We start from the raw sequence: 23,324 nt of genomic DNA on the forward strand, positions 1-23,324 counted from the left end.
TTAGTCCCCGAAGGACGGCGCCGGCAGGGTTGGCATGGTCACGGTGGGCCCGTCGGTCAGACCTCGCGGTCCACGACGGCCTCGGCGAAGGCCGTCAGCGCGGCCTTGACCGTGCTCTCGGGCAGCGGGGCAAGGGAGGCCTTGGCGGCGTCGGCCCATTCGCCCGCGATGGCCCAGGCCTGGGCGGTGACCGGATGCCCGCGCAGCGCGGAGACGGCGTCGGCCAGGGCCTCGTCCGACGTCAGGTCCGCGTCCACCAGTTCCAGCACGGCGGCGGCGGACGCGTCGCCGTCGGCCGCGGCCTGGCGCAGCAGCAGGACCGGCAGGGTGGGGACGCCCTCACGCAGGTCGGTGCCCGGGGTCTTGCCGGACTTGGCCTTGAGGCCGGTCACGTCGATCACGTCGTCGGCCAGTTGGAACGCCACGCCCACCTTCTCGCCGTATTCCAGCATCACGTTCACGGCCTGCTCGCCGGCTCCGGAGAACATGGCGCCGAGCTGGCCGGACGTGGCGATCAGCGAGGCGGTCTTGTCCGCGATCACGGAGAGGTAGTGTTCCACCGGATCCTCGTCCTCGCGCGGGCCGACGGTCTCGTGCAGCTGTCCCAGGCAGAGCCGCTCGAAGGTGCGCGCCTGGATGCCGACTGCTTCGGGCCCCAGTTGGGACACCAGCAGCGAGGCGCGGGCGAAGATCAGGTCGCCGGCGAGGATGGCCACCTGGTTGCCCCACACCTCGTGCGCGGTCGGCGCCCCCCGGCGGTAGGGCGCGGAATCCATCACGTCGTCGTGGTAGAGCGTGGCCAGGTGCGTCAGTTCAACGACGACGGCGGCCTGCACCACGTCGGGAACAGAGCCGTTGCCCAGCTGCGCGGCCAGGATGGTCAGCAGCGGACGGATCCGCTTCCCGCCGGCTTCCACGAGATGGCGGCTGGTGGCGTCGGCGAACGGGTCGGAGTGTGCGATGGCCGCGCGCAACTGCTTCTCCACGCGCGCCAGGGCGGTGGAAACCGCGGGACCGAGCTCGGCGTCCTGGGCCACCGGGGCGAAGCCGTCCGGCAGGTTCAGGCTTGTGGCAAGGGCGGCAGTCGCGGTATCCAGCTCCGGCGACTGCGGCGGGTTCTGGCCGGCGGGAGTCCAACTCGGTTTGGCGTCAGTCACTGTTCAACACTAACTAATCGTGGGGGCGGTATGGCCGGCCGGTTTGTGGCCGCCGGCCTGGTTCGATGCCGGCGGCGTCAGTTGCTCCAGCAGATGAATAACTCTATCCTCAAATCCCTTGCCGCCCGAGTCGGTCAAATTCGCCAGCATCCGCACTACGAAGCGCATCAACGGCGGGACCGGCATTCCGGTCCGCAGGGCCAGTTTCATGATGGCCGGTTTGCCGATCAGCTGGGCGAAGATCCGGCCCAGCGTGAAGTGGCTGCCCCAGTGCCCGCGGATGATGTCCGGGTAGCGGGCCATCGCGGCGTCAAAGCCGGCCATGCTGAGCAGCTGCCCGCCGGTCCCGGACAAGCGGCCGTGTGCGTCGGCGATCAGCTCGGCCGCGTAGCGGGCGGACTCCATGGCGTAGGAGATGCCCTCTCCGTTAAACGGGCTGACCATGCCGCCGGCGTCGCCGAGCAGCAGCAGGCCGGGGCTGTAGTGCGGCGTCCGGTTGAACCCCATCGGCAGGGCCGCCCCGCGGACCTGTCCCACCTGGTTTTCCTCAGTGAAGCCCCACTCCGCCGGCATGCCGGCGGTCCACTCGCGGAGCACCTGCCGGTAGTCCAGCTTGCCGAAGGACTTGGACGAGTTGAGGATGCCCAGGCCCACGTTGGATGTGCCGTCGCCGACGCCGAAGACCCAGCCGTAGCCGGGCAGCGGGTTGCCGGCCGCGTCGGGGAGTTCCAGCCATCCCTCCATCCAGTCGTCGTCGTGCCGGGGCGAGGTGAAGTAGGTACGGACGGCCACGCCCAGCGGCCGGTCGTCGCGCTTCTCAATGCCCAGGCTCAGGGCGGTGCGGGTGGAGTTGCCGTCGGCGGCCAGCACCACGTCGGCGAAGAAGTCCTTGGTCTCCCCGGTCTTGCGTCCGCGCCCGTCCAGCACGTTGGCGCGGACCCCGGTGACCCGTCCGGCCTCGTCCCGGAGGGCGGTGGAAACGGAGTGGCGTTCCCGCACGACGGCGCCGGCGGCCGCCGCGTGACGGGCCAGTTGCTCGTCGAAGCCCATCCGGGTGCGGATCAGGCCGTAGTCCGGGAAGTCGCTTAGTTCCGGCCAGGGCAGCTCAAGCTGCCGGCCGCCGGCGATCAGCCGCAGCCCCCGGTTCCGGCGCCAGCCGGCGGATTCCTCGTGCGGCAGCCCCAGCAGCTGGACTTCGCGCACGGCGCGGGGCGTCAGGCCGTCGCCGCAGACCTTTTCGCGCGGGAAGGCCGTCTTTTCCAGCACGGTCACGTCCACGCCGGCGCGGGCGAGGTAGTACGCGGCCGTGGATCCGGCCGGCCCCGCCCCAACAATGAGAACTGACATGGCTACAGGGTGTGCCTGCTGCTCTGGCGCCGCAGCGCGGCCTGCGCCCGGGCGTTGGCCGCCTCGTCGCGGCCGGGCTTGACGGCCCGGTGCACGGCGACGATGCCGCCGGACAGGTTGCGGTAGGCCACGTCCTGCCAGCCTTCGCCGGTGATCCACTCGCCCAGCTGGTCCTGGTTGGGCCAGGCGCGGATGGACTCGGCCAGGTAGACGTAGGAGTCGGGGTTGGACGAAATCTTGGACGCGATCGCCGGCAGCGCGCGCATCAGGTACTCGGTGTAGACGGTGCGCCAGACCGGGAGGGTGGGGTGCGAGAACTCGGCGATCACGAGCCGGCCACCGGGCTTGGCCACGCGCAGCATTTCGCGCAGCGCCAGTTTCGGATCGCTGACGTTGCGCAGGCCGAAGGAGATGGTCACGGCATCGAAGGAGTTGTCCGCGAAGGGCAGATTGGTCGCGTCCCCGGCCACGAAGTCGATGTCGGGGCGGCGGCGCTTGCCGACGCGCAGCATGCCCAGGGAGAAGTCGCACGCGACCACGTGGATGCCGGCATCGGCATAGGGTTCGCTGGAGGTGCCCGTCCCGGCGGCCAGGTCCAGGACCTTCTGGCCACGTTCGGCGCCCACCGCGTCCACCACGATCCGGCGCCACCGGCGGGTCTGGCCCATCGACAGCACATCGTTGACCAGGTCGTACTTCGGCGCCACGTCATCGAACATGGCGGCTACTTCATCCGGGCGCTTCTCCAGCGATGCACGATTCACTGGGCCATTGTCTCAAAGACCGGCGGCCGCCCGCGAACCCGGGCTTCGCGGGCGGTGGCGTTTGCCGGGCAGAGTAGGCTTAATGACCATGACCTCCCCCCTGTCCCCCTCGTCCGGCCTGCCCGGAACCGGGCCTGCCGCAGCGGCCGGCCGCACGGAACCGGAGGCCGCTGACCGGTTGCCCCGCGGGACCCTGCGCGGCATCACGGTCGAGTGGCCCGCGGTGCCCGACACCCAAGGGCTCATGGAGTATCTGGTGCGTGACGACGTGCTCTGCTGGGTGCGGCGCGAGGGCGGGCTCGCCGGCTTCGGCGAGATCGCGCGGTTCACGGCCAGCGGGCCGGACCGCTTCCGGCAGGCGGCCGCATGGTGGCGCGGGATCCAGGCCACCGCCGACATCGACAACCGGGTGGGCGGCCCGGGAACCGGGCCGGTCGCCTTCGGCTCCTTCGCGTTCTCCTACACCTCGACCCACAGCTCCCGCCTGGTGGTGCCGGAGGTGCTGGTGGGCCTGGATGGCGACCGCGCCTGGCTCACCTATCTGACGTACGACGCCGATGCGCACCTCAGCGCCGAGACGGCCGAGGCCGTGCTCGCGGGCTGGCTGGAAGAAATCTCGGTAGAGCGCAGCCCCGATCCCGCCGACTCCCTCGTTCCGGGACAGGTCTCGGAGCAGGCATACATGGATGCCGTCGCGGCCGGGGTCAAGCGCATCCAGGCCGGGAACCTGAGCAAGCTCGTCGTGGCCCGGGACGTGGTGGCCAATCTCGCCGCGCCCATCGCCACCGCCCAGGTGCTGCGCGAACTCGCGGCGCGGTACAAGGACTGCTGGACGTACTCGGTGGACGGGTTGATCGGCTCCACGCCGGAGATGCTGATCAAGGTGGAGAATAACGTGGCGCGCGCCCGCGTGCTGGCCGGCACGCTCGACCGCTCCCGGGCCCACGGCCACGCCGGCGAATCGGACACCGACTACGCCCAGCGCGTGCTCGCCGGCTCCGAGAAGCAGCTGCACGAGCACCGGATCGCCATCGACTCACTCACCCGCAAACTCGAGCCCTTCACCACCGCGATGAGTTCGCACAGCGAGCCGTTCGTGCTGGAGCTGCCCAACGTATGGCACCTGGCGTCCGACGTCTCGGCCGAGCTGGCGCACGACGGCGGGCAGCCGCCGTCGTCGTTGGAACTGGCCGAAGCTGTGCACCCCACCGCGGCCGTGTGCGGCACCCCCACCGAGGTCGCCGGCGCCCTGATCCGCGAACTGGAGCAGATGGACCGCGGGCCGTACGCCGGCCCGGTGGGCTGGACCGACGGCGCCGGCAACGGTGAATGGGGCATCGCGCTGCGCGGCGCCGTGGTGGAGGGTCCCCAGCGGGTCCGGCTTTATGCCGGCTGCGGCATCGTGGACGGCTCCGATCCGGAGGCCGAGCTGGCGGAGACCTGGGCCAAGTTCCGGCCGATGATCGAGGCGCTCGGTTTGCGCCGCAGATAACTATTCACCGACAATCGGCACGGCCGGGGGCCAACCGGCCTCCCGCCGACTACGCTGTTTTCCAATAGGCAATGGCTGTAGCCTGTGGTGCATATCACCTGTTGCGGGCATTCCCGTTACACTTAAGCCGGATTTCCAACGAGACAAAGGTAGTAACTATGCGCAAAAACGCATCCAAGGCGGTCCAGGGGTTCTCCCTTCTGGCCGTGGCGGCACTCGCTTTGACCGCGTGCGGTGGTTCGGACGACGCCGGCGGCAACGGCGGCACCGGCACCGCCGGCGCGGGATCCGAGCTGCCCCTCGTCCAGCCTGGCACGCTGACCGTCTGCTCCGACATCCCCTACCCCCCGTTTGAGTTCGAAGAGGGCGGCAAGTACACGGGCTTCGACATCGACCTGATTACGGAAATCTCTTCGGAGATGGGCCTTGAGGTGGCCATCCAGGACGTCGGTTTCGACGCCCTGCAGTCGGGCGTCACCCTGGCCGCCGGGCAGTGCGACCTCGGCGCCAGCGCGATGACCATCACGGAGGACCGCAAGAAGAACATCGCCTTCTCCGACCCCTACTACGACTCGCTGCAGTCGCTGCTGGTCCCGAAGGACTCCGACATCAAGGCCGTGGGCGATCTCTCCGGCAAGAAGGTGGGCGTCCAGCAGGGCACCACCGGCGAGGCCTACACCCGGGAGAACGCCCCGGAGGACGCCGAAGTCGTCGCCTTCCCGTCCGATGCCGAGATGTACCAGGCCATCCAGGCCGGCCAGGTCGATGCCTTGCTGCAGGACCTGCCGGTGAACATCGGCCACACCGAGGACGGCAAGTTCACCATCGTCGAGGAGTACAAGACCGACGAGTCCTACGGCTTCGCGGCGAAGAAGGAAGGGTCCGAGGCCCTGGTCTCGGCCGTCAACGATGCCCTCTCGACGCTGCGCGACAACGGCAAGTACCAGGAAATCTACGACAAGTACTTCACCGAGTAGCAAGCCCTCCGGCCCCCGTTCCCGTGCGTGAAGCAGCGGGAACGGGGGCCGCCGACTTACAGCTGGAAGGCATCACCAGTGAAACCTTCGACCCGCCGCCGACTTTTCCGCGGGGTCCTTTACGCCATCTTCATCGCCGCCGTCGCCGCCGTCGCCCTGGTGGCCGATTGGGAGGCCATCCGCACGAGCTTCCTGAACCCGGAAGTCCTGGGTGAGCAGTTCCCCACCATCATCGTCACGGCGGCCAAGAACACGGTCGTCTACACCCTGATTGCCTTCGTCGGCGGCCTGCTTTTCGGTCTCCTTTTGGCGCTCATGAAGCTCTCGCCCGTGGCGCCCTACCGGTGGGTGGCGACCGCCTACATCGAGCTGTTCCGCGGCCTGCCTGCCCTGCTGGTGATCTTCGGCTTCGCCTTCGCGGTCCCGATCGCGTTCCAGTGGCGTCCGCCGGGAGGCAGCACCGGGGCCGGGCTGATCGGTCTGATCGTCGTCTCCGCCGCCTACATTGCCGAGACACTCCGCGCCGGCATCGAGGCCGTCCCCGCCGGGCAGCGGGAGGCGGCCCGCTCGCTGGGCATGAACCCGAGCTGGACCATGGTCTCCGTGGTGCTGCCGCAGGCGGTGCGCATCGTCACGCCGCCGCTGACCAATGAGCTGGTCATCCTGATCAAGGACACCTCGCTGCTCTTCATCGCCGGCATGGCCCTGGGCAATCGGGAACTCACGACTTTTGCCCGCGACGGCGTCTCCCAATTCGCCAATGCCACACCCCTGGTCGCCGCGGCGCTCATGTACCTGATCATCACCTTGCCGCTCACCCAGCTGGTCGCCTGGCTGGAGAAGCGCAACAACAGGAGCCGGTAACCCCATGACTGAAGAATCCCTGCGCCACGACAGGCCGGCCATCGAGGTCAAGGACCTCTGCAAGAACTTCGGCAACAACGAGGTCCTCAAGGGCATCGACTTCCATGTGAACCAGGGCGAAGTGGTCTGCGTGATCGGGCCCTCGGGCTCCGGCAAGTCCACCTTGCTGCGCTGCGTGAACCGGCTCGAGGAGCCCACCAGCGGCACCGTCCTGGTGGAAGGCGTGGACATCACCGACCCGGAAACGGACCTGGACCGGGTCCGCACCCGGATCGGCATGGTGTTCCAGCAGTTCAACCTGTTCCCGCACCTGAACGTCCTGGACAACCTCACCCTGGCCCAGCGCCGGGCCAAGAAGCGCGGCAAGGCCGAAGCCATGGAAGTCGCCCGCAAGAACCTGGAGAAGGTAGGGCTGGCAAACCGCGAGAACGCCTACCCCGCCCAGCTCTCCGGCGGGCAGCAGCAGCGGGTGGCCATCGCGCGCGCCCTGTCCATGAACCCGGACATGATGCTCTTCGACGAGCCCACCTCGGCGCTGGACCCCGAACTGGTGGGCGACGTGCTGGAGGTCATGCGCAAGCTGGCGGACGAGGGCATGACCATGATGGTGGTCACGCACGAGATGGGCTTCGCCCGCGAGGTGGGTGACCGCGTGGTCTTCATGGACGGCGGCGTGGTGGTGGAGCAGGGCAAGCCCGAGGACGTGCTGGCCAACCCGCAGCACGAACGCACCAAGGCGTTCCTCTCGAAGGTCCTCTGAGCAGGCTCAACCAGCACACCGGGCAGCTCGCCCCAGCACACCGGGCAGCTCACCAAAGCAGACGGGAGGTGGCGGTCGCGACGGCGGCCGCCACTTCCGCGTGCACGGCCCGCAGCCGGCTTCGGTCGGTGCGCACCTCCACCACGCTGCGCCCGGCCACCGGCTCGGAGAGGACGGAGTCCAGTTCGTCCGCGTCCTTGACCAGCCGGTGCCGGACCCCGTAGCCAGCCGCCAGCGAGGCAAGGTCCGCGCGGTGCGGGGTGCCGAAGAGGCGTTCGACGGCGGACGTGAACGCCGCGTGCTCCCCCACCTTTCCGTGTTCCAGGGTCGAGAAGATCCCGCCGCCGGAATCGTTGACCACCACGATCTGCAGGTCGGGTTCGGGCTCCCCGGGTCCGAGCAGCAGCGATCCGGCGTCGTGCAGGAAGGTCAGGTCGCCCATGAGGGCCCGGGTTCCGGTTCGTGCTCCCAGCGCGATGCCCGCCGCAGTCGCCACGGTGCCGTCGATGCCGGCCACCCCACGGTTGGCGTGCACGAAAGCGTTCGGAATGTCAGTGGGCGTTCCGGCCAGGTCCACGTCGCGGATCGGGTTGGACGAACCGAGCACCAGCCGGCCACGGGTGTGGAGCCAGACCGATCGTGCGACCCGCAGGCCCGTCAGCTCCGGTTCGACGTCCACGCGTTTGATCAGGGCCGCATCGGCCGCATCGGCGGCGTCCCGCCAGAGCCGCAACCACGCGCCGGACCCCTGGCCCGAGAAGATCGACAGGTCCGCCGGCTCGGAAATCACCCGCTCCCGTCGGCGCCCGGGCTCGTACCAGGGGACCGGATCCGGCTGGAACAGCGCGGCCTGGACGTCCTCCCGCGCCAGCAGGGCGGACACCGGCCGCGAGAGCGTCGGGCGGCCAAAGACCACGGCCCGTTCGATCTGTGACCCGAGGTGGCCCAGCAGCAGGCGGTAGGGGCCGATGGCGTTCGGGCCGAACCTAGCGTTGGAGGACGGTTCGGCCAGCAGCGGCAGCCCGTGTGCACGCGCGAAGGCTTCGGCTCCGGCTCCCGCACCGTGTCCGGCCACGACTACGGTGCGGCGTTCCTCGGTCGCGTGGATCGGCGGTTCCGTCTGGCCCGCGTTCCAACTGGTGGCCCGCCCGGGTGGTGCTATCGCCCCCGGTGCCGAGGCGGCGCCGTCGTCCATTGCAGGCACCGGCGCCGCGGCGTGATCAGTAGCCGTATCCGTATCCGTATCCGGGAACAGCGGGTCGCGGAACGCGAGATTGATGTGCACGGGACCGACCGCACCCGGATGCGCCGCCGTTTCGGCCGCCGTGGTCGCTGCGTTAGCCGCCGACGGCGTGGCCGCCAGCGAGAGCAGGTCGGCCGTTGCGGCCGCCGGGATGCCCTTCGCGTTGAGGAGGCTGGTGCGGATGGCGTCCGTCGGGTCGTCTCCGGCCGGGATGTCCACGGCGGAGCGCACATGGATGCCGAACAGGCCGTGCTGCACCGTGGTCTGGTTGGCACCGGTGCCGCGCATTTCGGCCGGGCGGTCGGCGGAGAGCACCACCAGTTCCACGCCGGCGTGATTGGCTTCCATCACCGCCGGCAACAGTTCGCCCACCGCCGTTCCGGAGGTTGTGACGACCGGAACCGGGCGCAACGAGCCCAGCGAGAGCCCGAGCGCGGTAAACGCCGCGCCCCGCTCATCGATGCGGACGTGCAGCCGCAGGTCGCCATGTGTTTCGGCCTCGGCGAGAGCGTACGCCAGCGGGGCGCTGCGCGAACCCGGCGCGATGACGACGTCGCGCACTCCGCCCCAGACCAAGGCCTTCACGGCCAGTCGGGCGGTATCCATCGAGCTCAGCTGCGCAGTCACCCCCTCATGGTAAGCAGACGGCCGCGCCCCGAGGGACGCGGCCGGCTGCCTTCCGTCGGCCGGGGCCGGGCTAGCGCTTGATGTGCCCGTTCTTGCCCTTGAACATCTGGATCACGGACGGCCGGGGCATCGCGGCGTCGCCCGGCTTGGCGCGGCGCCCGTCCCCGACGTAGTCCGGGAACAGGGAGCGCTGGGCTCCCCAACTGCCGTCCTCGCCCGGGTGCTGGACGGCGACGAACACCAGCCCGTCGTCGTCGTGGATCAGCGGGCCGCAGGTCTCGGCATCGATGGGAACGGCCATGAACTGCTCCACCTTGCCGCGCTCCTGTCCTTCGAGCGTGACCCGGAAGAGAGCGTCGTTGCGCTGGATGGTCCCGGGCTGCCCATCGGTGGAGACCCACAGGTTACCGGCCGAGTCGAAGGCCAGGTTGTCCGGGCAGGAGATCGGCTGCACCTGGTCGGCCGGGTAGCCGCTGAAGTAGACCGAATCGTCCACCGCCGGATCGCCCGCCACCAGGATCAGCTGCCAGGTGAACTCGGTGGAGGTCTGGTCACCGGTCTCGGTCATTTCGATGATGTGGCCGTGGCGGTTGTTGGCCCGGGGGTTGGGCTCGTCCACCTGCGCGCGGGTCCGGGCGGTGTTGTTGGTGCAGGCCATGTAGATCTTGCCGGTCGCCGGGTTGATCTCCACGTCCTCCGGGCGGTCCATCTTGGTGGCACCCATGGCGTCGGCGGCGAGCCGGGTGTACACCAGCACCTGGTCGATCCGCATGCCCGGCACCAGCGATTCGCCGTCGCGGGTCAGCTGGATCCAGTGCCCGGTGCCGTCGAACGCACCGTCGGAGGGCAGCACGCCGGAGCCGTCGATCTGGTTTTGCGGGGAATTGCCCTTGAAGCTGGCCACGTAGAGGTCGCCCTCGGTCAGCAGGGTCATGTTGTGCTTCTTGTCGCCCTCGCGGTAGGTGCCCTTGGAGACGAACTTGTACAGGTAGTCGAAGCGCTCGTCGTCGCCGGAGTAGGACACCGCGTGGCCGGAGGCGGCGATGGTCACGTTGGCGCCCTCGTGCTTGAACCGTCCCAGGGCGGTGTGCTTGCGCGGGGTGGAGGTCGGATCGAACGGGTCCACCTCGACGATCCAGCCGAACCGGTTGTCTTCGTTCCTGCCCTCGGGCCGGTCGGTGTCGAAGCGCGGCTCCGGGATGTGCCAGCCGCGCGACGGGTTGGCGCTGGTCAGGCCGTAGCGGCGCTGCTCGGCGGTCGGGGCGGACACCTTGAAGTACTGGTTGAAGTTCTCTTCGCCGGAGAGCACCGTCCCCCACGGGGTGGTGCCGCCGGCGCAGTTGTTCTGCGTTCCCAGCACGATGCGGCCGGTGGGATCGGCCTGCGTCTTCAGCAGGTCGGAGCCGGCAGCCGGTCCGGTCAGTTCGTATTCGGTGTCCATCAGGAAGCGGCGGTTCAGCCTGGCCCCACGGACGTAGGTCCACGGCTGGCCCTTGCCCTTGCGCTCCAGTTCCACCACGGACAGCCCGTGCGCGGCCATGGCTACCTCGCGCTGACGTTCGACGGGCATGTCCGGCGGGAACATGATGCCCTCGTTGGTGTACTCGTGGTTGGCGAACAAGACCGCGCGCTTGCCGTTGCTGCCCGGGATCTCGATGATGTCCAGGTAGTCGTTGTTGTAGCCGAACTGGCCCGACTGGGACTCCTTGGTCTGGTTCTGCGGATCGAACTCCGCGCTGTCGTGGAACAGGGGGTCTCCCCAGCGGATGACCGGATTCCAGTTGTAGCCCCGGGGAACCACGACGTCGTCCACGTTGTTCGGCACGGCCTTGATGCCGTCGAACTTCAGCTTGCTGCGGTTGCCGGGTCCGCGGCCGGCTTTGGCGGCCGGGGCCAGCCCAACCTGTGCCTCGGCGGCAGCCCCGCCGCCGAACATCAGCGCCAGCGCGCCGGCGCCGCCCAGCCCCATCATCCGGCGGCGGGAGTATTCGGCGGAGACGATGTCCCGGAAGTAGTTATTGTCCGAGGTGTTGCAGACGCCCTTGGCGCAGGCGTTGTCGCACTTGAGCGCGCAGGTCACGGCGCTGCGTTTTCCGGACACATGGCCCAGCATCGGCAGGTAGCGCTTCTTGGTTTCGGTCACGTTTTCACCTTCTGCATTGAACTATGGGATCGTCCTCCAGTGTGCTGATCGAAGTCGACCGGCAGGCCGAGCAGTGGTGAATTTTCGGCCAACGGCAGGCAAAACACCTTGCCGGGCTGGGCCGGGACCGCGAGGCTTCGCGTTCTTCCAGGGCGAGGCAACGAGTTTCTTCACGGGTGGCCTCGGCGTCAGAGGTGTCACCCGCAGAATCGGCCAGGCGCATTGCAGCGCCGAGGTCAGAATGGGGGTGGTGCGTTCAGGTCGTTGTTGTCGTCGGGCAGTTCGATGCCGCCGAGCGTACGTTTTTGTGGTGCTTGGTCGCTGATGTCGCGGGCGGCGGCGCCGTCGGCTGCTTGTGTGGCGCCATCGTCGGTGTCTCCGCCTGTGCCTTTGGCGCCGCGGGTGTTGTCTTCGTTTTCGCCGGTGGCTGCCGCTTCCGTTTCCTTCGGCCGGGGCAGGAGGGTGTCCCAGCCCTCGTCCGGGTGGGTGGTCTTGCGGTGGCCGGTGCGCGTGGTCCACGTGACCTGACCGTGTGGGCCGGCCTCGGCCCGGGCGTGCCCGGCGGTCTTCGCCGCGTGGTGGGCGCTGCACAGGCACTGCAGGTTTTCCGGCACAGTTATCCCGCCGTCGTCCCACCCGCGGACATGGTCGATCTCGCAGTACCTGGCCGCGCGGCGGCAGCCGGGGAAGCGGCAGTGCCGGTCTCGGACACGGACCAGGCGTTTGAGCCATTCGGGCGGAATCCGCAGTTGCCGGGCGGCAGCGATCGCCTGGCCGTGGTCGTCGGTGAGCAACGGCAGCCAGGACCTGGCCAGCTGGGCCAGTTCCCGTCCCATGTCCGCCGAGATCGGGCCGGCCCGGCCAGGTCACCGGGCTCCTCGCCCAGCCCCAGCAGCGTGGCCAGGGGCACCGTGACCAGCATCCCCGGCCCCGCACCGCCGCAGTTACCGCCGCTGCCGCTGCCGGGTGCGGTCCGGGTACCTCCGCCGACCGGGGCCGGCGGAGGGGTCGCAACAGTGCCGTTCCCCACGGAGTCTTCAGCGAACCTGCCGCTTCCGCTGCCGGCTGGTGCCAGTGCCGCGGCCGGTTCTGCCGGTGCCGCGGCCGGCTCCGGTGCTGCCAGCACCGTGTCTTCCGCTGCATCCATGTTCGGGGTGCCGGCCGGGCAGGTGCGGCCGAGCATTAGGTCCAGAACACATCGGCGCGGAGTTGGGGCAGGGTCCTGGTCTCACCCGGGCCTTGGAGGGAGCGGGCCGTGGCCTGGATCCGGTCGAAGACCAGATGCGCCTTGTCCGCGCTGGTGCGGATCCACAGTTCGGCCATCCCGTCGTCCTGGTCGGTCAGTTGCACGTCCCGGGACTCGTTCGCCCGCCGGTGCCGCTGCGCCAAGGATTCCGGGTGCAGCCGGTCCCGCATCCGCCGGGCACGGGACCGCACCGTATCCAGTGTGACGTCCCCGGCGCCGGGCAGCACCGCGGCCTCAAAATCCGGCAGGCATTCGGCCGGCAGGTCAGCGCAGCCGCGGGCCAGCGCCTTCGCGCGCGGCAAGTCCAGGTCCCCGCGGCCCATCGCCTCGAGAGTGCCCGGCAAGTGCGTGCAGATCTGCCGCGCGTCGGCCAGCATGGCCCGCGCCGCGGCGTCACCGGTGCACAGGTGCGCCGAGATCTCGTGGTGCGCGAAGCGGGAAAAGCCTTCCGGGTCCCGGTCCCCGCCAACACCGGGACGCAGCCGGGCGAAGCGGTCCAACGCCTTCACCCGGCACGACTGCACCCACGCCTCCACCCGCGCGGCAGCCAAAAGATAATCCATGGTCTGCACGTCATCCAGTTCCGCCGGCTCCACCACCGCCAACAAACCGGCCAGCACGGCAGGCACCCCCACCCCGCCCTCGGGCATGACAGGATCGCCACCGGCGTCCTCCGGCACCACGGGCAGGCCTACTCCCTCTTCGGTGGTCCCGGCCGTCGGTTGTCCGGTGCCAGATTCCTGGGATGCTCCGGGATCCTCGGGCATGGCTGGCTGCCCGCCGCCGTTGGCTTCGGTCGGCGAAGGAGTCTCTGCAGTGTTGGCCGCCTCGGCGGCGGCAGACGCACCAAATTCAGCGGCCGCGGGAAATAGTTCGGCGCGATCAGGCCCGATGCCATAACGCCGGAGCAGTGCCTCTGCCACCACGTGCTGCAGCAGCGCCTCCAGCAGCGAACTGTCCGGACGCGAGGGCACCCCAAGGTCCATCACCAGTCCCTGTCCCGGAACCGGGAACCGAAGCTCGTCGCCCTCGCCCTCCATATCGTCACGCTACCGGCCGCCTCCGACAGTTTGAGGGCCGCGTTTCGATGGCGCAGTGGATGGAGTTGGCAAGGTCAGACTGCGTTCGGACGATTGAAGCTCACATTCAGCTTTTGAGGAGCCGCGTATATAGAACCGAGCCCAAACCCTGAGTTGTTCCGGGGGGCTGCCTTCCGCAGCCCCGAAGCACCTCCGGAGCACAGACGCTTCACTGCTCCAGCGGGCCCGCAGGCGAGGTCCGTGGCTGCCAATCCCCCTGCTCTTTCGGCACGTCCCCCGGCCGCCAAAACGGTTTCTGGCGGGGCCGTTCCCCCGCCCCTACGTCACGGCTCCAGCAGCCGGTACGTCCGCGTCAGGCGCTCCAGCCACCATTGCCGCCGGTCCTCGGGCGCCGCAAGACGATCCAGCAGGTCCGGGTCGGGCACCACGTCGCGCACCGGGAGGCGGCCGGCCACCGGCACGAGCGGTTCCGCCGCCACGTCCGCGTCCATCAGGGACACCGTCGCCAACCCGCAGGCAAAGGGAAGTTCCGGCAGCGCCGCAGCCAACGCCACGCCGGCACGGATTCCCACGGAGGAGTCCAAGGCGGAACTCACGACGGCGGGGAGCCCGGCTTGTGCGACGATCTCCAGCGCCCGCCACACGCCCCCGAGGGGCTGCACCTTGACCACGATCAGGTCGGCGGCGTCTTCGCGGGCCACCCGCAAGGGGTCGGCGGCCTTGCGCACGCTTTCGTCGGCCGCGATCGGGGTGGCGATCCCGCGCCGCCGCAGCTCGGTCCGCACGGCGCGCAGCCCGGCGATGTCGGCGACAGGCTGCTCGGCGTACTCCAGCGAATACCCGGCCAGCCGGGTCAACGCCTCCACCGCCGCGGGCACATCCCAGCCGCCGTTGGCATCTACCCGGAGCGCAGCGTGCGGGGCTGCGGCACGCACCGCGGCGACGCGGGCCACGTCCTGGTCGATGTCCTGACCGGTTTCGGCAACCTTGATCTTCACCGTCTGCGCACCGTCGTAGCGGGCCAACACGCCGGGTACCTCCGTCAACGCCACCGCGGGCACCGTGGCGTTGACGGGGACGCTGTCCCGGACCGGGGCCGGGAAACCCCGCCAGCCCGCCTCCACCGCGGCCGCCAGCCAGGCGGCTGCTTCGTCGTCGTCGTACTCGAGAAAGGGCGAGAACTCCGCCCAGCCAGCCGGGCCCTCCAACAGCAGCACCTCGCGCTGCATCACCCCGCGGAACCGGACCTTCATCGGCAGGGACACCACGCGTGCGGTGGCGAGCAGGTCGGCGAGGTCGGGGAGCTCCGGCCGGTCGGAAAGCCCGGAAACATCGGAAATCTGGTGCGGTGTCATCACCTCCAACTGTACGGCGGCCGCCCTTCCCGGAAGCTGTCAGCATTGTGTGCGACCCTAGAATCGATGACTCCGCAGCGTTCCCGTGTCCGCTCCCGGCCCGCGCCCAGCCGTCCGGCGGCGCACGCTCCTGCCCTGTTCTGGCTGGGAGCACTGTTGTGCGCGGGAGCCTTTGTGCTGAACTACTACGCCTTCGTCCGCACCACCACCGGGCAGTTCGCCGACGAATCGGCCTGGGCGGAGGCGGACTCCGGCTGGCGGCTGGGCCGCGGCGTTTTCCTGGACTTCCTGGACCTGCTGCCGGATATCTCCGTCGCCGTGGCGGCCGTCGTGCTGCTGGTGGCGGCCTTGGTACGACGCCGGTGGGGGCCGGCGGTGGTCGGCGTTGGGGTGGTCGCGGCGTCGGCGGCGACGACGTGGATCCTGAAAAACCTTGTTCTGGACCGGCCCGACCGCGGCGTGCCCACGCTGGAACACAATTCGCTGCCGTCGGGGCACACCACCATCGCCACCGCTGCGGCCCTGGCCATTTTCCTGGTGGTCTCGCCCCGCTGGCGGCCGTTCGCTGCAGCCGCGGGTGGTTTGTATGCCGTGCTGGCCGGTGCCGCTACCTTGATCAACGGCTGGCACCGCCCGGCGGACGTGGTGGCGGCCTTTTTGGTGGCCGGCTTTTGGGTGCTGGCCGCCGGTTCGGTCGTGCTGCGGCGGGGCAGCGACTGGAACATCTGGTCCGGCTACGGCAGCTTCTGGGCGGCGTCCGCGTGGTGGCCGCGGCTGTGCTGGCTGCTGGCCGTGCTGGGCATCGGCGCCGCCGCGGGACTCTACCTGCTCGCGCAACAGGCCGGCGCGGCACCCGTCCCCGGCACCGGCAGGTTCCCGTTGTTTTTCTGGGCCGGCATGGGCCTGATCACCGGCACCGGGATGCTGCTCAGCGCCCTGCTGACCTGGCTGTTCGGCCTCCAGTCGCGCCGGCATTAGGCCACGCGTGGGAACGGCAGCAACGGCCGGGCTCGGGGCCGGCCGGCGGCGGGGCCCCGGAGCATTGCCAGCGGCCAGCCTCCGAGCGTTGCCAGCACAGGATGGCGGTGGCAGTGTGATTCCATGGCCATCGAGGTGCGTCCGGCAACGGTCTTCGGCGATGTGAAAGCCATGCTGGGGCCAAAGCGCGCCGATGCGAACGTCTGCTGGTGCCTCAGCTACCGCCTTCCGTCGAAAGACAACGCCTCGCTGCGGGGCGAGGATCGAGCGGCCCTCGTCGAGCGCTTGTGCGGGCAGGACCCGCCGCCGGGGGTGCTCGCCTACGACGGCGACGAGGTGGTCGGCTGGGCCGCCGTGCATCCCCGGGCGGACACGGCCTTCGCGCGCAACCGAAAGATCCCGCACGTGGACGACGTCGATGTGTGGTCGGCGTGGTGCATCCGGGTGCGTCCAGGGCATCGCGGCAAGGGGATCTCGCATCATCTGCTCGCGGGCGCCGTCGACTTGGCGCGCCGGCATGGTGCCCCCGCGATTGAGGGCTACCCCGTCGACAACGAGGGCAAGAAGGTCGACCTGACCATGGCCTACGTCGGCACGCGAAAGCTCTTCGAACAGGCCGGCTTCACGAAGGCGGCAGACACCGACTCGGTGGTAAACGGGTTCCCGCGCGTGCTCATGCGGCTGGAACTGGGCTGACGCACGCCTTTCCGACGCCGCCCCCCACCACCCGGCGCCGCGCCGCCGCCGCGCCCCGCTCGCCCCGCCGCCACTCCCCTTACCGGTTGGCGCTGAGGCGCTGCAGCAGGGCGCGGGACTGCACGGGTCCGTAGGGCAGGATCGGGATGGCCTTGGTGGAGTCCGCGGGAGTGTCGCGGCTGGCCTGTTCACCCATCCGGACGGCCAGTGTCATGGTCTCGCACATGTTCTTCACGTAGGCGTCGCTGACGGTCTGGCCGTGGCCGGGCACCAGCACGTCGTACTCGTGCCGCAGCCCGGAGATCCGGCGCAGCGCTTCCACCCAGTCTCGCGGGTAGGAATCTTCGAAGGCGGGCGGGGCACCCTGCTCCACCAGATCGCCTGCAAAAAGCGTGGTGGGCGAACCGACCAGCAGGTCACCGTCGGTGTGGCCGCGGCCCAGATAGAAGAGCTTGACGCTGACCTCGCCCAGGTCGACGGTGGTTTCCGTGTCCACCAGCTTGTTGGGCATCTTGATCCCGGTATGCTCCCCGTCGCCGGCCGCCATTTCGGGTTCCGTTTCCCCGACTGCCTCACGCTGGAGAACGCCGTTCTCTGCGACGTCGTGCGCGCAATTGCGGTGGGCGTAAAAGTCCTGCACGCCCTGGGCCGCAAAGTAGGCGTTGCCAAAGACGTGGTCATAGTGGAAATGCGTATTCACGACGACGAGCGGCAGCTTGGTCAGTGCGCGTACGGCCGCGTAAATCCGCCGTGCCTGCCGCGGCCCGGCACCGGTATCCACCACCAAGGCCTTGTTCCTGCCGACGACCAGCCCGGAGTTCAACAGATACTCCCGGGTCCTGATCACGTAATTGCCGGGTGCCACCTGCACACATTCCGCGGGCTCCCCGGCCTTGTCCGCCGACTCCCCGGCCTTGTCCTCTGATCGGGCGGCATCGCTCATCAGGGTCGTCACCCTCCGTCGCGTCGAACACCGGCCGCGCGGACGGCGCAGCCTGATCCTGCCACGGTACCGTGCCGACCACTCCGGCACACCCAGCCACCAGACCGCGGCCGACTGGCTGCGGCCTCCTGGCGAGCGTCCCGCGCTAGAGTTCGTGAACGGAGCGAAGCACCTCGCGCACCTCGCCGAACGGCACGGAGTCGTCGACGTAGGCCTGCACATGCTTGGAGCCCATGCCACGGACCATCACGCCGTGTTCCCCCTCGGCGGCCGACTCGAGGAACACCGGCCGCAGCGCCTCGGCATGGTGTGCAGACAGGCGGGAGAGGTACTTTTTGTACGCCTCTGGCAGAGTGACCATGCCCTAAGGGTAGCGCCGGCGGGACGGGCCAGCTAGGGATAATTTCGGGCTGCCGCCGGCCGGTCGGGCGCCGGCCGGCGGGGAGCTGCTACAGGTCGGCGAGGACGCTGCCGGGGTTTTCGATCGCGTCCGCCACGTAGCGCAGGAAACCGCCCGCGATGCCGCCGTCGCAGACGCGGTGGTCGAAGGCCAGCACCAGTTCGGTCACCTTCCGGACCGCCAGCTGTCCGTCCACCACCCACGGCTTGTCGATGATCCGGCCGACGCCGAGGATCGCCACCTCCGGGTAGTTGATGATGGCGGCGCTGCCGTCCACGCCGAACACGCCGTAGTTGTTCAGCGTGAAGGTGCCCCTGGTCAGCTCGGCCGGCGTGGCCTTGCCGTCGCGGGCGACGGCGGTGAGCCGCCTGATCTCGGTATCCAGCTGCCGGGCGCTGAGTCTGTCGGCATTGCGCACGCTGGGCACCATCAGCCCGCGATCGGTCTGGGCGGCGAAGCCGAGGTTGACACCGTCGAAGCCGACGATCTCCTCGCCTTCCACACGGGTGTTCAACTCCGGATATTTGGCCAGGCCGGCCAGCACGAACCGCGCGATGAAGGCCAGCAGCCCCGGGGTGTTCTCCGGATCGCGGCGCTTGAGGTCGGCGCGCATCTGCAGCAGGGCGGTGGCGTCCACGTCCACCCAGACGGTGGCCTCGGGGATTTCGCTGCGGCTGCGCGACATCGCCTGGGCCACGGTCTTCCGCACGCCCTTCATCGGGGTGCGGGTGGCGATGCCCAGGCCGGTACGGGCGTCGGTATCGGCGGCACCCGCCGTGCGGCCCTCCGCCGGGGCTCCGGCGACGCGGGTGGCAGGGGCCGGGGCACTGGCCACGCCGGTGGCGGGGGAAGGTGCTACGGCCAGCGCGGCCTCCACGTCCTTGCGCAGCACCATGCCGTCCGGGCCCGTGCCGGTGATGTCGGTCAAGCGGAGACCCGAGTCGCGGGCCAGCTTGCGGACCAGGGGCGAGATGACCAGCGGGGCCCGTCCGCTCGCGGCCGGCACGGGTTCCTCCTGCGTTGCCGCGGTCGTCGGAGCTACCGCCGGGGAGGCCACCGCCGTCGGGGCGGCCACCGCCGTCGGGGAGGCCACCGCCGTCGGGGCGGCCGCCGGAGGGGTCGCCACGGCAACGCGGCCGGTCTTCGGTTTGCGGGTGCGCTTGGACCCGGCCGACCCGCCGGGTGTGCCGTAGCCGATCAGCACGTTGCCGGAGCCGGATTCGGCAGGCTCCTGGATGCCGGCGCGCTCCTCCCTCCGGTAGGCCTCGCCGTCGGGATGGCCGGCGCCTGGCCCCGCGCGGTCCGGGTCGGGAGCGTCTCCCGCCGCGACCGCGGCGGCAGCCTCCCCCGCCCGGGGTGCCTGCGGCGCGGCAGCCTGGGCGCCGTCGTCGTGCACGTAGCCCGGAGCGTCGACGGAGATGAGGGGCTTGCCCACGTCCAGGGTGTCGCCGGCCGCGCCGTGCAGCACAGCGACGGTCCCCGCGAACGGGCTGGGCACCTCCACCATGGACTTGGCGGTCTCCACTTCGGCGACCGGCTGGTCCACGCGGATCTCGTCGCCGACCTTGACCAGCCAGTTCACCAGTTCGGCCTCGGTCAGGCCCTCGCCGAGGTCGGGCAGTTTGAACACCTGTCGCGACATGGCTACGCGTCCTCCCACTGAAGTTCATCCACCGCGTCCAGGATGCGGTCCACGCTGGGCAGGTAGTGCCGCTCCAGCTTCGGCGCGGGATACGGAATATCGAAACCGGTCACGCGCAGCACCGGGGCGGCCAGCGAGTGGAAGCAGCGCTCCTGCACGCGCGCCACGATCTCTGAGGCGACGGACGCGAAACCGGGGGCTTCGGCGACGACCACGGCGCGGCCGGTTTTGCGCACCGAGGCCATCACGGTTTCATCGTCGAACGGCACGATCGACCGGATATCAATGACCTCCAGCGAGCGCCCCTCCTCGGCGGCGGCCGCGGCGGCCTGCATGACGGTGGGCACGGACGGACCGTAGGTAATCAGCGTGGCGTCGGTTCCCTCGCGGGCGACGACGGCGCGGCCGATGCCCGATCCTGAGGTTCCGGCCTGCCCCGCCCCGGATCCCTGCACGGTCTCCGACGCGGCCCACTGTGACTGCAGCGCTTCGAGGTCCAGCTGCTCCTTGGAGAAGTAGAGCTTCTTCGGCTCCAGGAACACCACCGGATCCGGGAAGCGGATGGCCTCGCGGAGCATGGTGTAGGCGTCCTCCACCGTGGCCGGCGCCACCACGGTCAGGCCCGGCGTGTGCGCGTAGTAGGACTCCGAGGAGTCGCAGTGGTGCTCCACTCCCCCGATCCCGCCGGCATACGGAATCCGGATCACCATCGGCAGCTTGACCCTGCCGCGGGTCCGGTTGGGCATCTTGGCCACGTGCGAGACCACCTGCTCGAACGCCGGGTAGGCGAACGCGTCGAACTGCATCTCCACCACCGGGCGGAGGCCGTTCATCGCCATGCCGATCGCCATGCCCATGATGCCCGATTCGGCCAGCGGGGTATCGAAGCAGCGTTCCTCGCCGAACCGCTTGGTGAGGCCGTCGGTGATGCGGAAGACGCCGCCCAGCGGGCCTACGTCTTCACCGAAGACGACGACGGAGCGGTCGGCTTCCATCTCATCGGCCAAGGCCGTGTTCAGCGCCTTGGCGAACGTCATTGTTGTGCTCATGCTGTGTCCTTTTGGTCGGCGGCGGCGCTCAGGCCGACTCGCGCGAGAGCTCGTCGCGGAGCATGGCGGCCTGCTCGCGCAGCTGGCTGGTCTTTTCGGTGAAGACGAAGCGGAACAGGTCCTCCGGGTCCACGTCGGTCTCGGCGTTGAGTCCGTCGCGCATCTGCGCGGCCACGGTTTCCGCCCGCTCGGCGATTTCCTTTTCGAGGGCCTCGTCCAGGAGGTGCAGTTCCTTGAGGTATGTCCGCAGGCGCACCAGCGGGTCCTTCGGCGCCCACTCGGCCACTTCGTCGTCGGTGCGGTAGCGGGTGGCGTCGTCGGCGTTGGTGTGCGACTGCATCCGGTACGTGTGCGCCTCGACCAGGGCGGGGCCGCCGCCGTCGCGGGCCCGGGTCACGGCCTTGCCGAGTACGGACAGCAACGCGGCGGTGTCGTTGCCGTCCACGCGCTCGCCCGGCATGCCGTAGCCGATGGCCTTGTGCGCCAGCGACGGCGCCACGGTTTGCTTATTGAGCGGGACGGAGATGGCGTACTGGTTGTTCTGCACGAAGAACACCACCGGGAGGTGGAACACGGCGGCGAAGTTCAGCGCCTCGTGGAAGTCGCCCTCGCTGGTGGCCCCGTCACCGCAGAGCGCGACGACGACGGTGTCCTCGCCCTTGAGTTTGGCGGCGTGGGCGACGCCGACGGCGTGCAGCAGCTGAGTGGCCAGCGGCGTGGCCTGGATGGACACCTTGTGCTCGTAGGGGTCGTAGCCGCCGTGCCAGTCGCCCTGCAGCAGGGTCAGGGTCTGCACCGGGTCGACGCCCTTGGCGATCACGGCGACGGTGTCGCGGTAGGTGGGGAACAGCCAGTCGTCCCGGCCCAGGCACAGGGCCGCCGCCACCTGGCAGGCCTCCTGCCCGTGCGATGAGGGGTAGACCGCCAGCCTGCCCTGGCGGACCAGGGCGTTGGCCTGGTCGTTGACGCGGCGGCCGACCACCAGTTCGCGGTAGGCGCCCAGCAGGGCCTCGCCGTCGGGCAGCGGGTACTTGTCGTTGTGCACGTGCCGGCCGTCCGGGTCCACCAGCTGCACGGGCTGCCCGGAGGGCAGCATGTAGGCCTCGGCGGTGACCTGATCATCCATGCCGGGGCGGCCGGACGGGTCGGACATCGATCCCTCGATCGGGTTACCGGTTGAGATGGTCATGGTGTCTCCCTCGAATCCTTGGTCGGCGGGCGCCGTTGCCTGCCGCCCCGCACGGCGCGGGCGGCTCTGGTGAAGAAACTGTGTAGCTTTAGTATGGATTCGGCTACTTTTCGTATCCACTTATGCAGGAAAACGTGGATTATCTGCCTGTCTAACCGTAGTCTTGGAGACGAATTGTTAATGTGAGCTGGATAACCCCGCGAGGTGTAGACAGATGGCCAACGGTGCCGCCGCAAAGGTCCCGCAACTGGACGAGATCGACCGCCGGATCCTGGCGGAGCTGACCCGGGACGGCCGGCTGTCCGTGACCGCGGTCGCCGAAAACGTGCACATCTCCCGCGCCCACGCCTACTCGCGCATCGCCCGGCTGACCGAGGCGGGCGTGCTGACCAAGTTCACGGCGTTGGTGGACCCGATTAAGGCGGGACTGAAGGCATCCGCCTACGTGACCCTGAAGCTGCGCCAGCACTCCTGGCGCGAGCTGCGCGAAGCCCTGCGCGCCATTCCCGAGGTGCACCACATCGCCCTGGTCGGCGGGAACTTCGATGTCATCCTGCTGGTCCGTGCCGTGGACAACGTGGACCTGCGCCGGGTCATCTTTGACCAAATCCAGTCCATGCCCGGGATCCTCGACACCCAGACCTTCCTGGTATTCGAGGACCTGGACACCCGCTGAAGCGCGCGCGCTCAGCCGCCGTTCCCGTCCGGGGGCGCCGCGACCTCGTTCATGTTGCCGGTCTCGACCTCGCCCGCACGCTCATACACCAGGGCCACCGCGCCCTTCTCAAAGGTGCGGGCGGGGCCGGCGAGGCGGAAGGAGGCCGGGATGGTGCCGGAGCCGAAGAGCCGCTTCCCGCTGCCCACCGTGAGCGGATACAGGAAGAGGTTGAGGCGGCCGACCACGTCCTCGGTGAACAACGACTGCAACAGGTCGCCGCTGCCGAACACGTGCACCTCGTCGTGCCGCTCGCGAAGGTGGGCGGCCGCCATCGCATCGTGCAAGGCGGTCGTGCCCGCCCAGGCAGGCTCGGTGAGCGTCGTCGACACGACGTACTTCGGCACCGCGTTGAACTTCACCGCGATCGGAGAGTCCTCGCCGGCATTGGGCCAGTAGGACGCGAAGATGTCGTAGGTCTTCCGCCCGAGCAGCAGCGCGTCGATCCGGTCGATGACCGCCCCGATCGCCTCGCCGGATGCTTCGTCGAAGAACGGCGCCTGCCAGCCGCCGTAGTCGAAGCCGCCCTCCGGGTCCTCGTCGGCCGCGCCCGGCGACTGGTACACGCCGTCGAGGGTGAGGAACATGTTGGCCACGATGATGCCCATGGGTCTTCCCTCCCGGCGCGTAACGCCGCCCCCGACGCGCCGCCTTCATCCTGCCCTCGGGCCGGGACGGTTGTCCAGACCCGGGCGCC

General features: G+C 69.5%; 21 protein-coding genes. 7 read left to right on the forward strand and 14 right to left on the reverse strand.

The window, feature by feature from the left end; all coding sequences use genetic code 11:
* Positions 1–56 precede the first annotated feature (56 nt).
* Genes AC5RWG_RS07175 through AC5RWG_RS07185 form a run of 3 tightly spaced genes read right to left on the reverse strand, consistent with a single transcriptional unit; the run spans position 57 to position 3,268 of the window.
* Positions 57–1,157: a polyprenyl synthetase family protein gene (locus tag AC5RWG_RS07175; protein ID WP_494049501.1), complete on the reverse strand. Its 1,101-nt coding sequence runs from the start codon at positions 1,155–1,157 to the stop codon at positions 57–59.
* Between the two features lie 9 nt (positions 1,158–1,166).
* Complete coding sequence (locus tag AC5RWG_RS07180) at positions 1,167–2,504, reverse strand: geranylgeranyl reductase family protein (protein WP_494166677.1); 1,338 nt, start codon at positions 2,502–2,504, stop codon at positions 1,167–1,169.
* Positions 2,505–2,506: 2 nt separating this feature from the next.
* A complete protein-coding gene (locus AC5RWG_RS07185; protein WP_494012802.1) occupies positions 2,507–3,268 on the reverse strand; it encodes a demethylmenaquinone methyltransferase in 762 nt (253 codons plus the stop codon).
* 244 nt (positions 3,269–3,512) lie between these two features.
* On the opposite strand from AC5RWG_RS07185, the gene AC5RWG_RS07190 reads away from it, so the two are divergent.
* The 4 genes from AC5RWG_RS07190 (at position 3,513) to AC5RWG_RS07205 (ending at position 7,361) form a co-directional block, all read left to right on the forward strand.
* Complete coding sequence (locus tag AC5RWG_RS07190) at positions 3,513–4,760, forward strand: isochorismate synthase (RefSeq protein ID WP_494023279.1); 1,248 nt, start codon at positions 3,513–3,515, stop codon at positions 4,758–4,760.
* A gap of 158 nt (positions 4,761–4,918) precedes the next feature.
* Positions 4,919–5,737 carry a basic amino acid ABC transporter substrate-binding protein gene (locus tag AC5RWG_RS07195; RefSeq protein ID WP_494012803.1) on the forward strand — a complete coding sequence of 273 codons (819 nt, stop codon included), beginning with the start codon at positions 4,919–4,921 and terminating at the stop codon, positions 5,735–5,737.
* 78 nt (positions 5,738–5,815) lie between these two features.
* Positions 5,816–6,601: an amino acid ABC transporter permease gene (locus AC5RWG_RS07200; RefSeq protein ID WP_494000593.1), complete on the forward strand. Its 786-nt coding sequence runs from the start codon at positions 5,816–5,818 to the stop codon at positions 6,599–6,601.
* 4 nt (positions 6,602–6,605) lie between these two features.
* On the forward strand, positions 6,606–7,361 hold the full coding sequence (locus AC5RWG_RS07205; RefSeq protein WP_494000594.1) for an amino acid ABC transporter ATP-binding protein: 756 nt from the start codon (positions 6,606–6,608) through the stop codon (positions 7,359–7,361).
* A 49-nt stretch (positions 7,362–7,410) separates the two neighbouring features.
* On the opposite strand, the gene menD is transcribed toward AC5RWG_RS07205, so the two are convergent.
* The 5 genes from menD to AC5RWG_RS07230 all read right to left on the reverse strand — a co-directional run bounded on the left by menD (position 7,411) and on the right by AC5RWG_RS07230 (position 15,015).
* The gene (gene menD, locus AC5RWG_RS07210) at positions 7,411–9,231 is read right to left on the reverse strand and encodes a 2-succinyl-5-enolpyruvyl-6-hydroxy-3-cyclohexene-1-carboxylic-acid synthase (protein WP_494166678.1); all 1,821 of its coding nucleotides are present in this window, start codon (positions 9,229–9,231) and stop codon (positions 7,411–7,413) included.
* A 70-nt stretch (positions 9,232–9,301) separates the two neighbouring features.
* Positions 9,302–11,374, reverse strand: a complete 2,073-nt coding sequence (locus AC5RWG_RS07215; RefSeq protein ID WP_494166679.1) for a PhoX family protein — start codon at positions 11,372–11,374, stop codon at positions 9,302–9,304.
* 236 nt (positions 11,375–11,610) lie between these two features.
* A complete protein-coding gene (locus tag AC5RWG_RS07220; RefSeq protein WP_494166680.1) occupies positions 11,611–12,210 on the reverse strand; it encodes an HNH endonuclease signature motif containing protein in 600 nt (199 codons plus the stop codon).
* A 346-nt stretch (positions 12,211–12,556) separates the two neighbouring features.
* Positions 12,557–13,660, reverse strand: a complete 1,104-nt coding sequence (locus AC5RWG_RS07225) for a DUF222 domain-containing protein (protein ID WP_494166681.1) — start codon at positions 13,658–13,660, stop codon at positions 12,557–12,559.
* 323 nt (positions 13,661–13,983) lie between these two features.
* Positions 13,984–15,015, reverse strand: coding sequence for an o-succinylbenzoate synthase (locus AC5RWG_RS07230; protein WP_494166682.1), 1,032 nt, complete (start codon positions 15,013–15,015; stop codon positions 13,984–13,986).
* A gap of 66 nt (positions 15,016–15,081) precedes the next feature.
* On the opposite strand from AC5RWG_RS07230, the gene AC5RWG_RS07235 reads away from it, so the two are divergent.
* Both AC5RWG_RS07235 and AC5RWG_RS07240 read left to right on the forward strand, forming a co-directional pair.
* On the forward strand, positions 15,082–15,993 hold the full coding sequence (locus tag AC5RWG_RS07235) for a phosphatase PAP2 family protein (protein WP_494166683.1): 912 nt from the start codon (positions 15,082–15,084) through the stop codon (positions 15,991–15,993).
* Between the two features lie 123 nt (positions 15,994–16,116).
* Positions 16,117–16,689: a GNAT family N-acetyltransferase gene (locus AC5RWG_RS07240; protein WP_494049496.1), complete on the forward strand. Its 573-nt coding sequence runs from the start codon at positions 16,117–16,119 to the stop codon at positions 16,687–16,689.
* A 79-nt stretch (positions 16,690–16,768) separates the two neighbouring features.
* Here the strand turns inward: AC5RWG_RS07240 and AC5RWG_RS07245 are convergent, their stop codons facing one another.
* The 5 genes from AC5RWG_RS07245 to pdhA form a co-directional block, all read right to left on the reverse strand.
* Positions 16,769–17,632, reverse strand: a complete 864-nt coding sequence (locus AC5RWG_RS07245; protein ID WP_494166684.1) for an MBL fold metallo-hydrolase — start codon at positions 17,630–17,632, stop codon at positions 16,769–16,771.
* 145 nt (positions 17,633–17,777) lie between these two features.
* Positions 17,778–17,993, reverse strand: coding sequence for a hypothetical protein (locus tag AC5RWG_RS07250; protein ID WP_494000602.1), 216 nt, complete (start codon positions 17,991–17,993; stop codon positions 17,778–17,780).
* A gap of 88 nt (positions 17,994–18,081) precedes the next feature.
* Positions 18,082–19,674, reverse strand: a complete 1,593-nt coding sequence (locus tag AC5RWG_RS07255; protein WP_494166685.1) for a dihydrolipoamide acetyltransferase family protein — start codon at positions 19,672–19,674, stop codon at positions 18,082–18,084.
* A 2-nt stretch (positions 19,675–19,676) separates the two neighbouring features.
* The gene (locus AC5RWG_RS07260; RefSeq protein ID WP_494000604.1) at positions 19,677–20,723 is read right to left on the reverse strand and encodes an alpha-ketoacid dehydrogenase subunit beta; all 1,047 of its coding nucleotides are present in this window, start codon (positions 20,721–20,723) and stop codon (positions 19,677–19,679) included.
* A gap of 28 nt (positions 20,724–20,751) precedes the next feature.
* Positions 20,752–21,876: a pyruvate dehydrogenase (acetyl-transferring) E1 component subunit alpha gene (gene pdhA / locus AC5RWG_RS07265; protein ID WP_494167104.1), complete on the reverse strand. Its 1,125-nt coding sequence runs from the start codon at positions 21,874–21,876 to the stop codon at positions 20,752–20,754.
* 250 nt (positions 21,877–22,126) lie between these two features.
* Between pdhA and AC5RWG_RS07270 the strand changes: the two genes are divergently transcribed.
* Positions 22,127–22,588 (forward strand): Lrp/AsnC family transcriptional regulator, encoded by a 462-nt coding sequence (locus tag AC5RWG_RS07270; RefSeq protein WP_493978019.1) that lies wholly within the window; start codon positions 22,127–22,129, stop codon positions 22,586–22,588.
* A gap of 11 nt (positions 22,589–22,599) precedes the next feature.
* On the opposite strand, the gene AC5RWG_RS07275 is transcribed toward AC5RWG_RS07270, so the two are convergent.
* Positions 22,600–23,235 carry a dihydrofolate reductase family protein gene (locus AC5RWG_RS07275; RefSeq protein WP_494166686.1) on the reverse strand — a complete coding sequence of 212 codons (636 nt, stop codon included), beginning with the start codon at positions 23,233–23,235 and terminating at the stop codon, positions 22,600–22,602.
* Between the last annotated feature and the right edge of the window lie 89 nt (positions 23,236–23,324).

This window comes from Arthrobacter sp. Y3221160 (assembly GCF_059092585.1).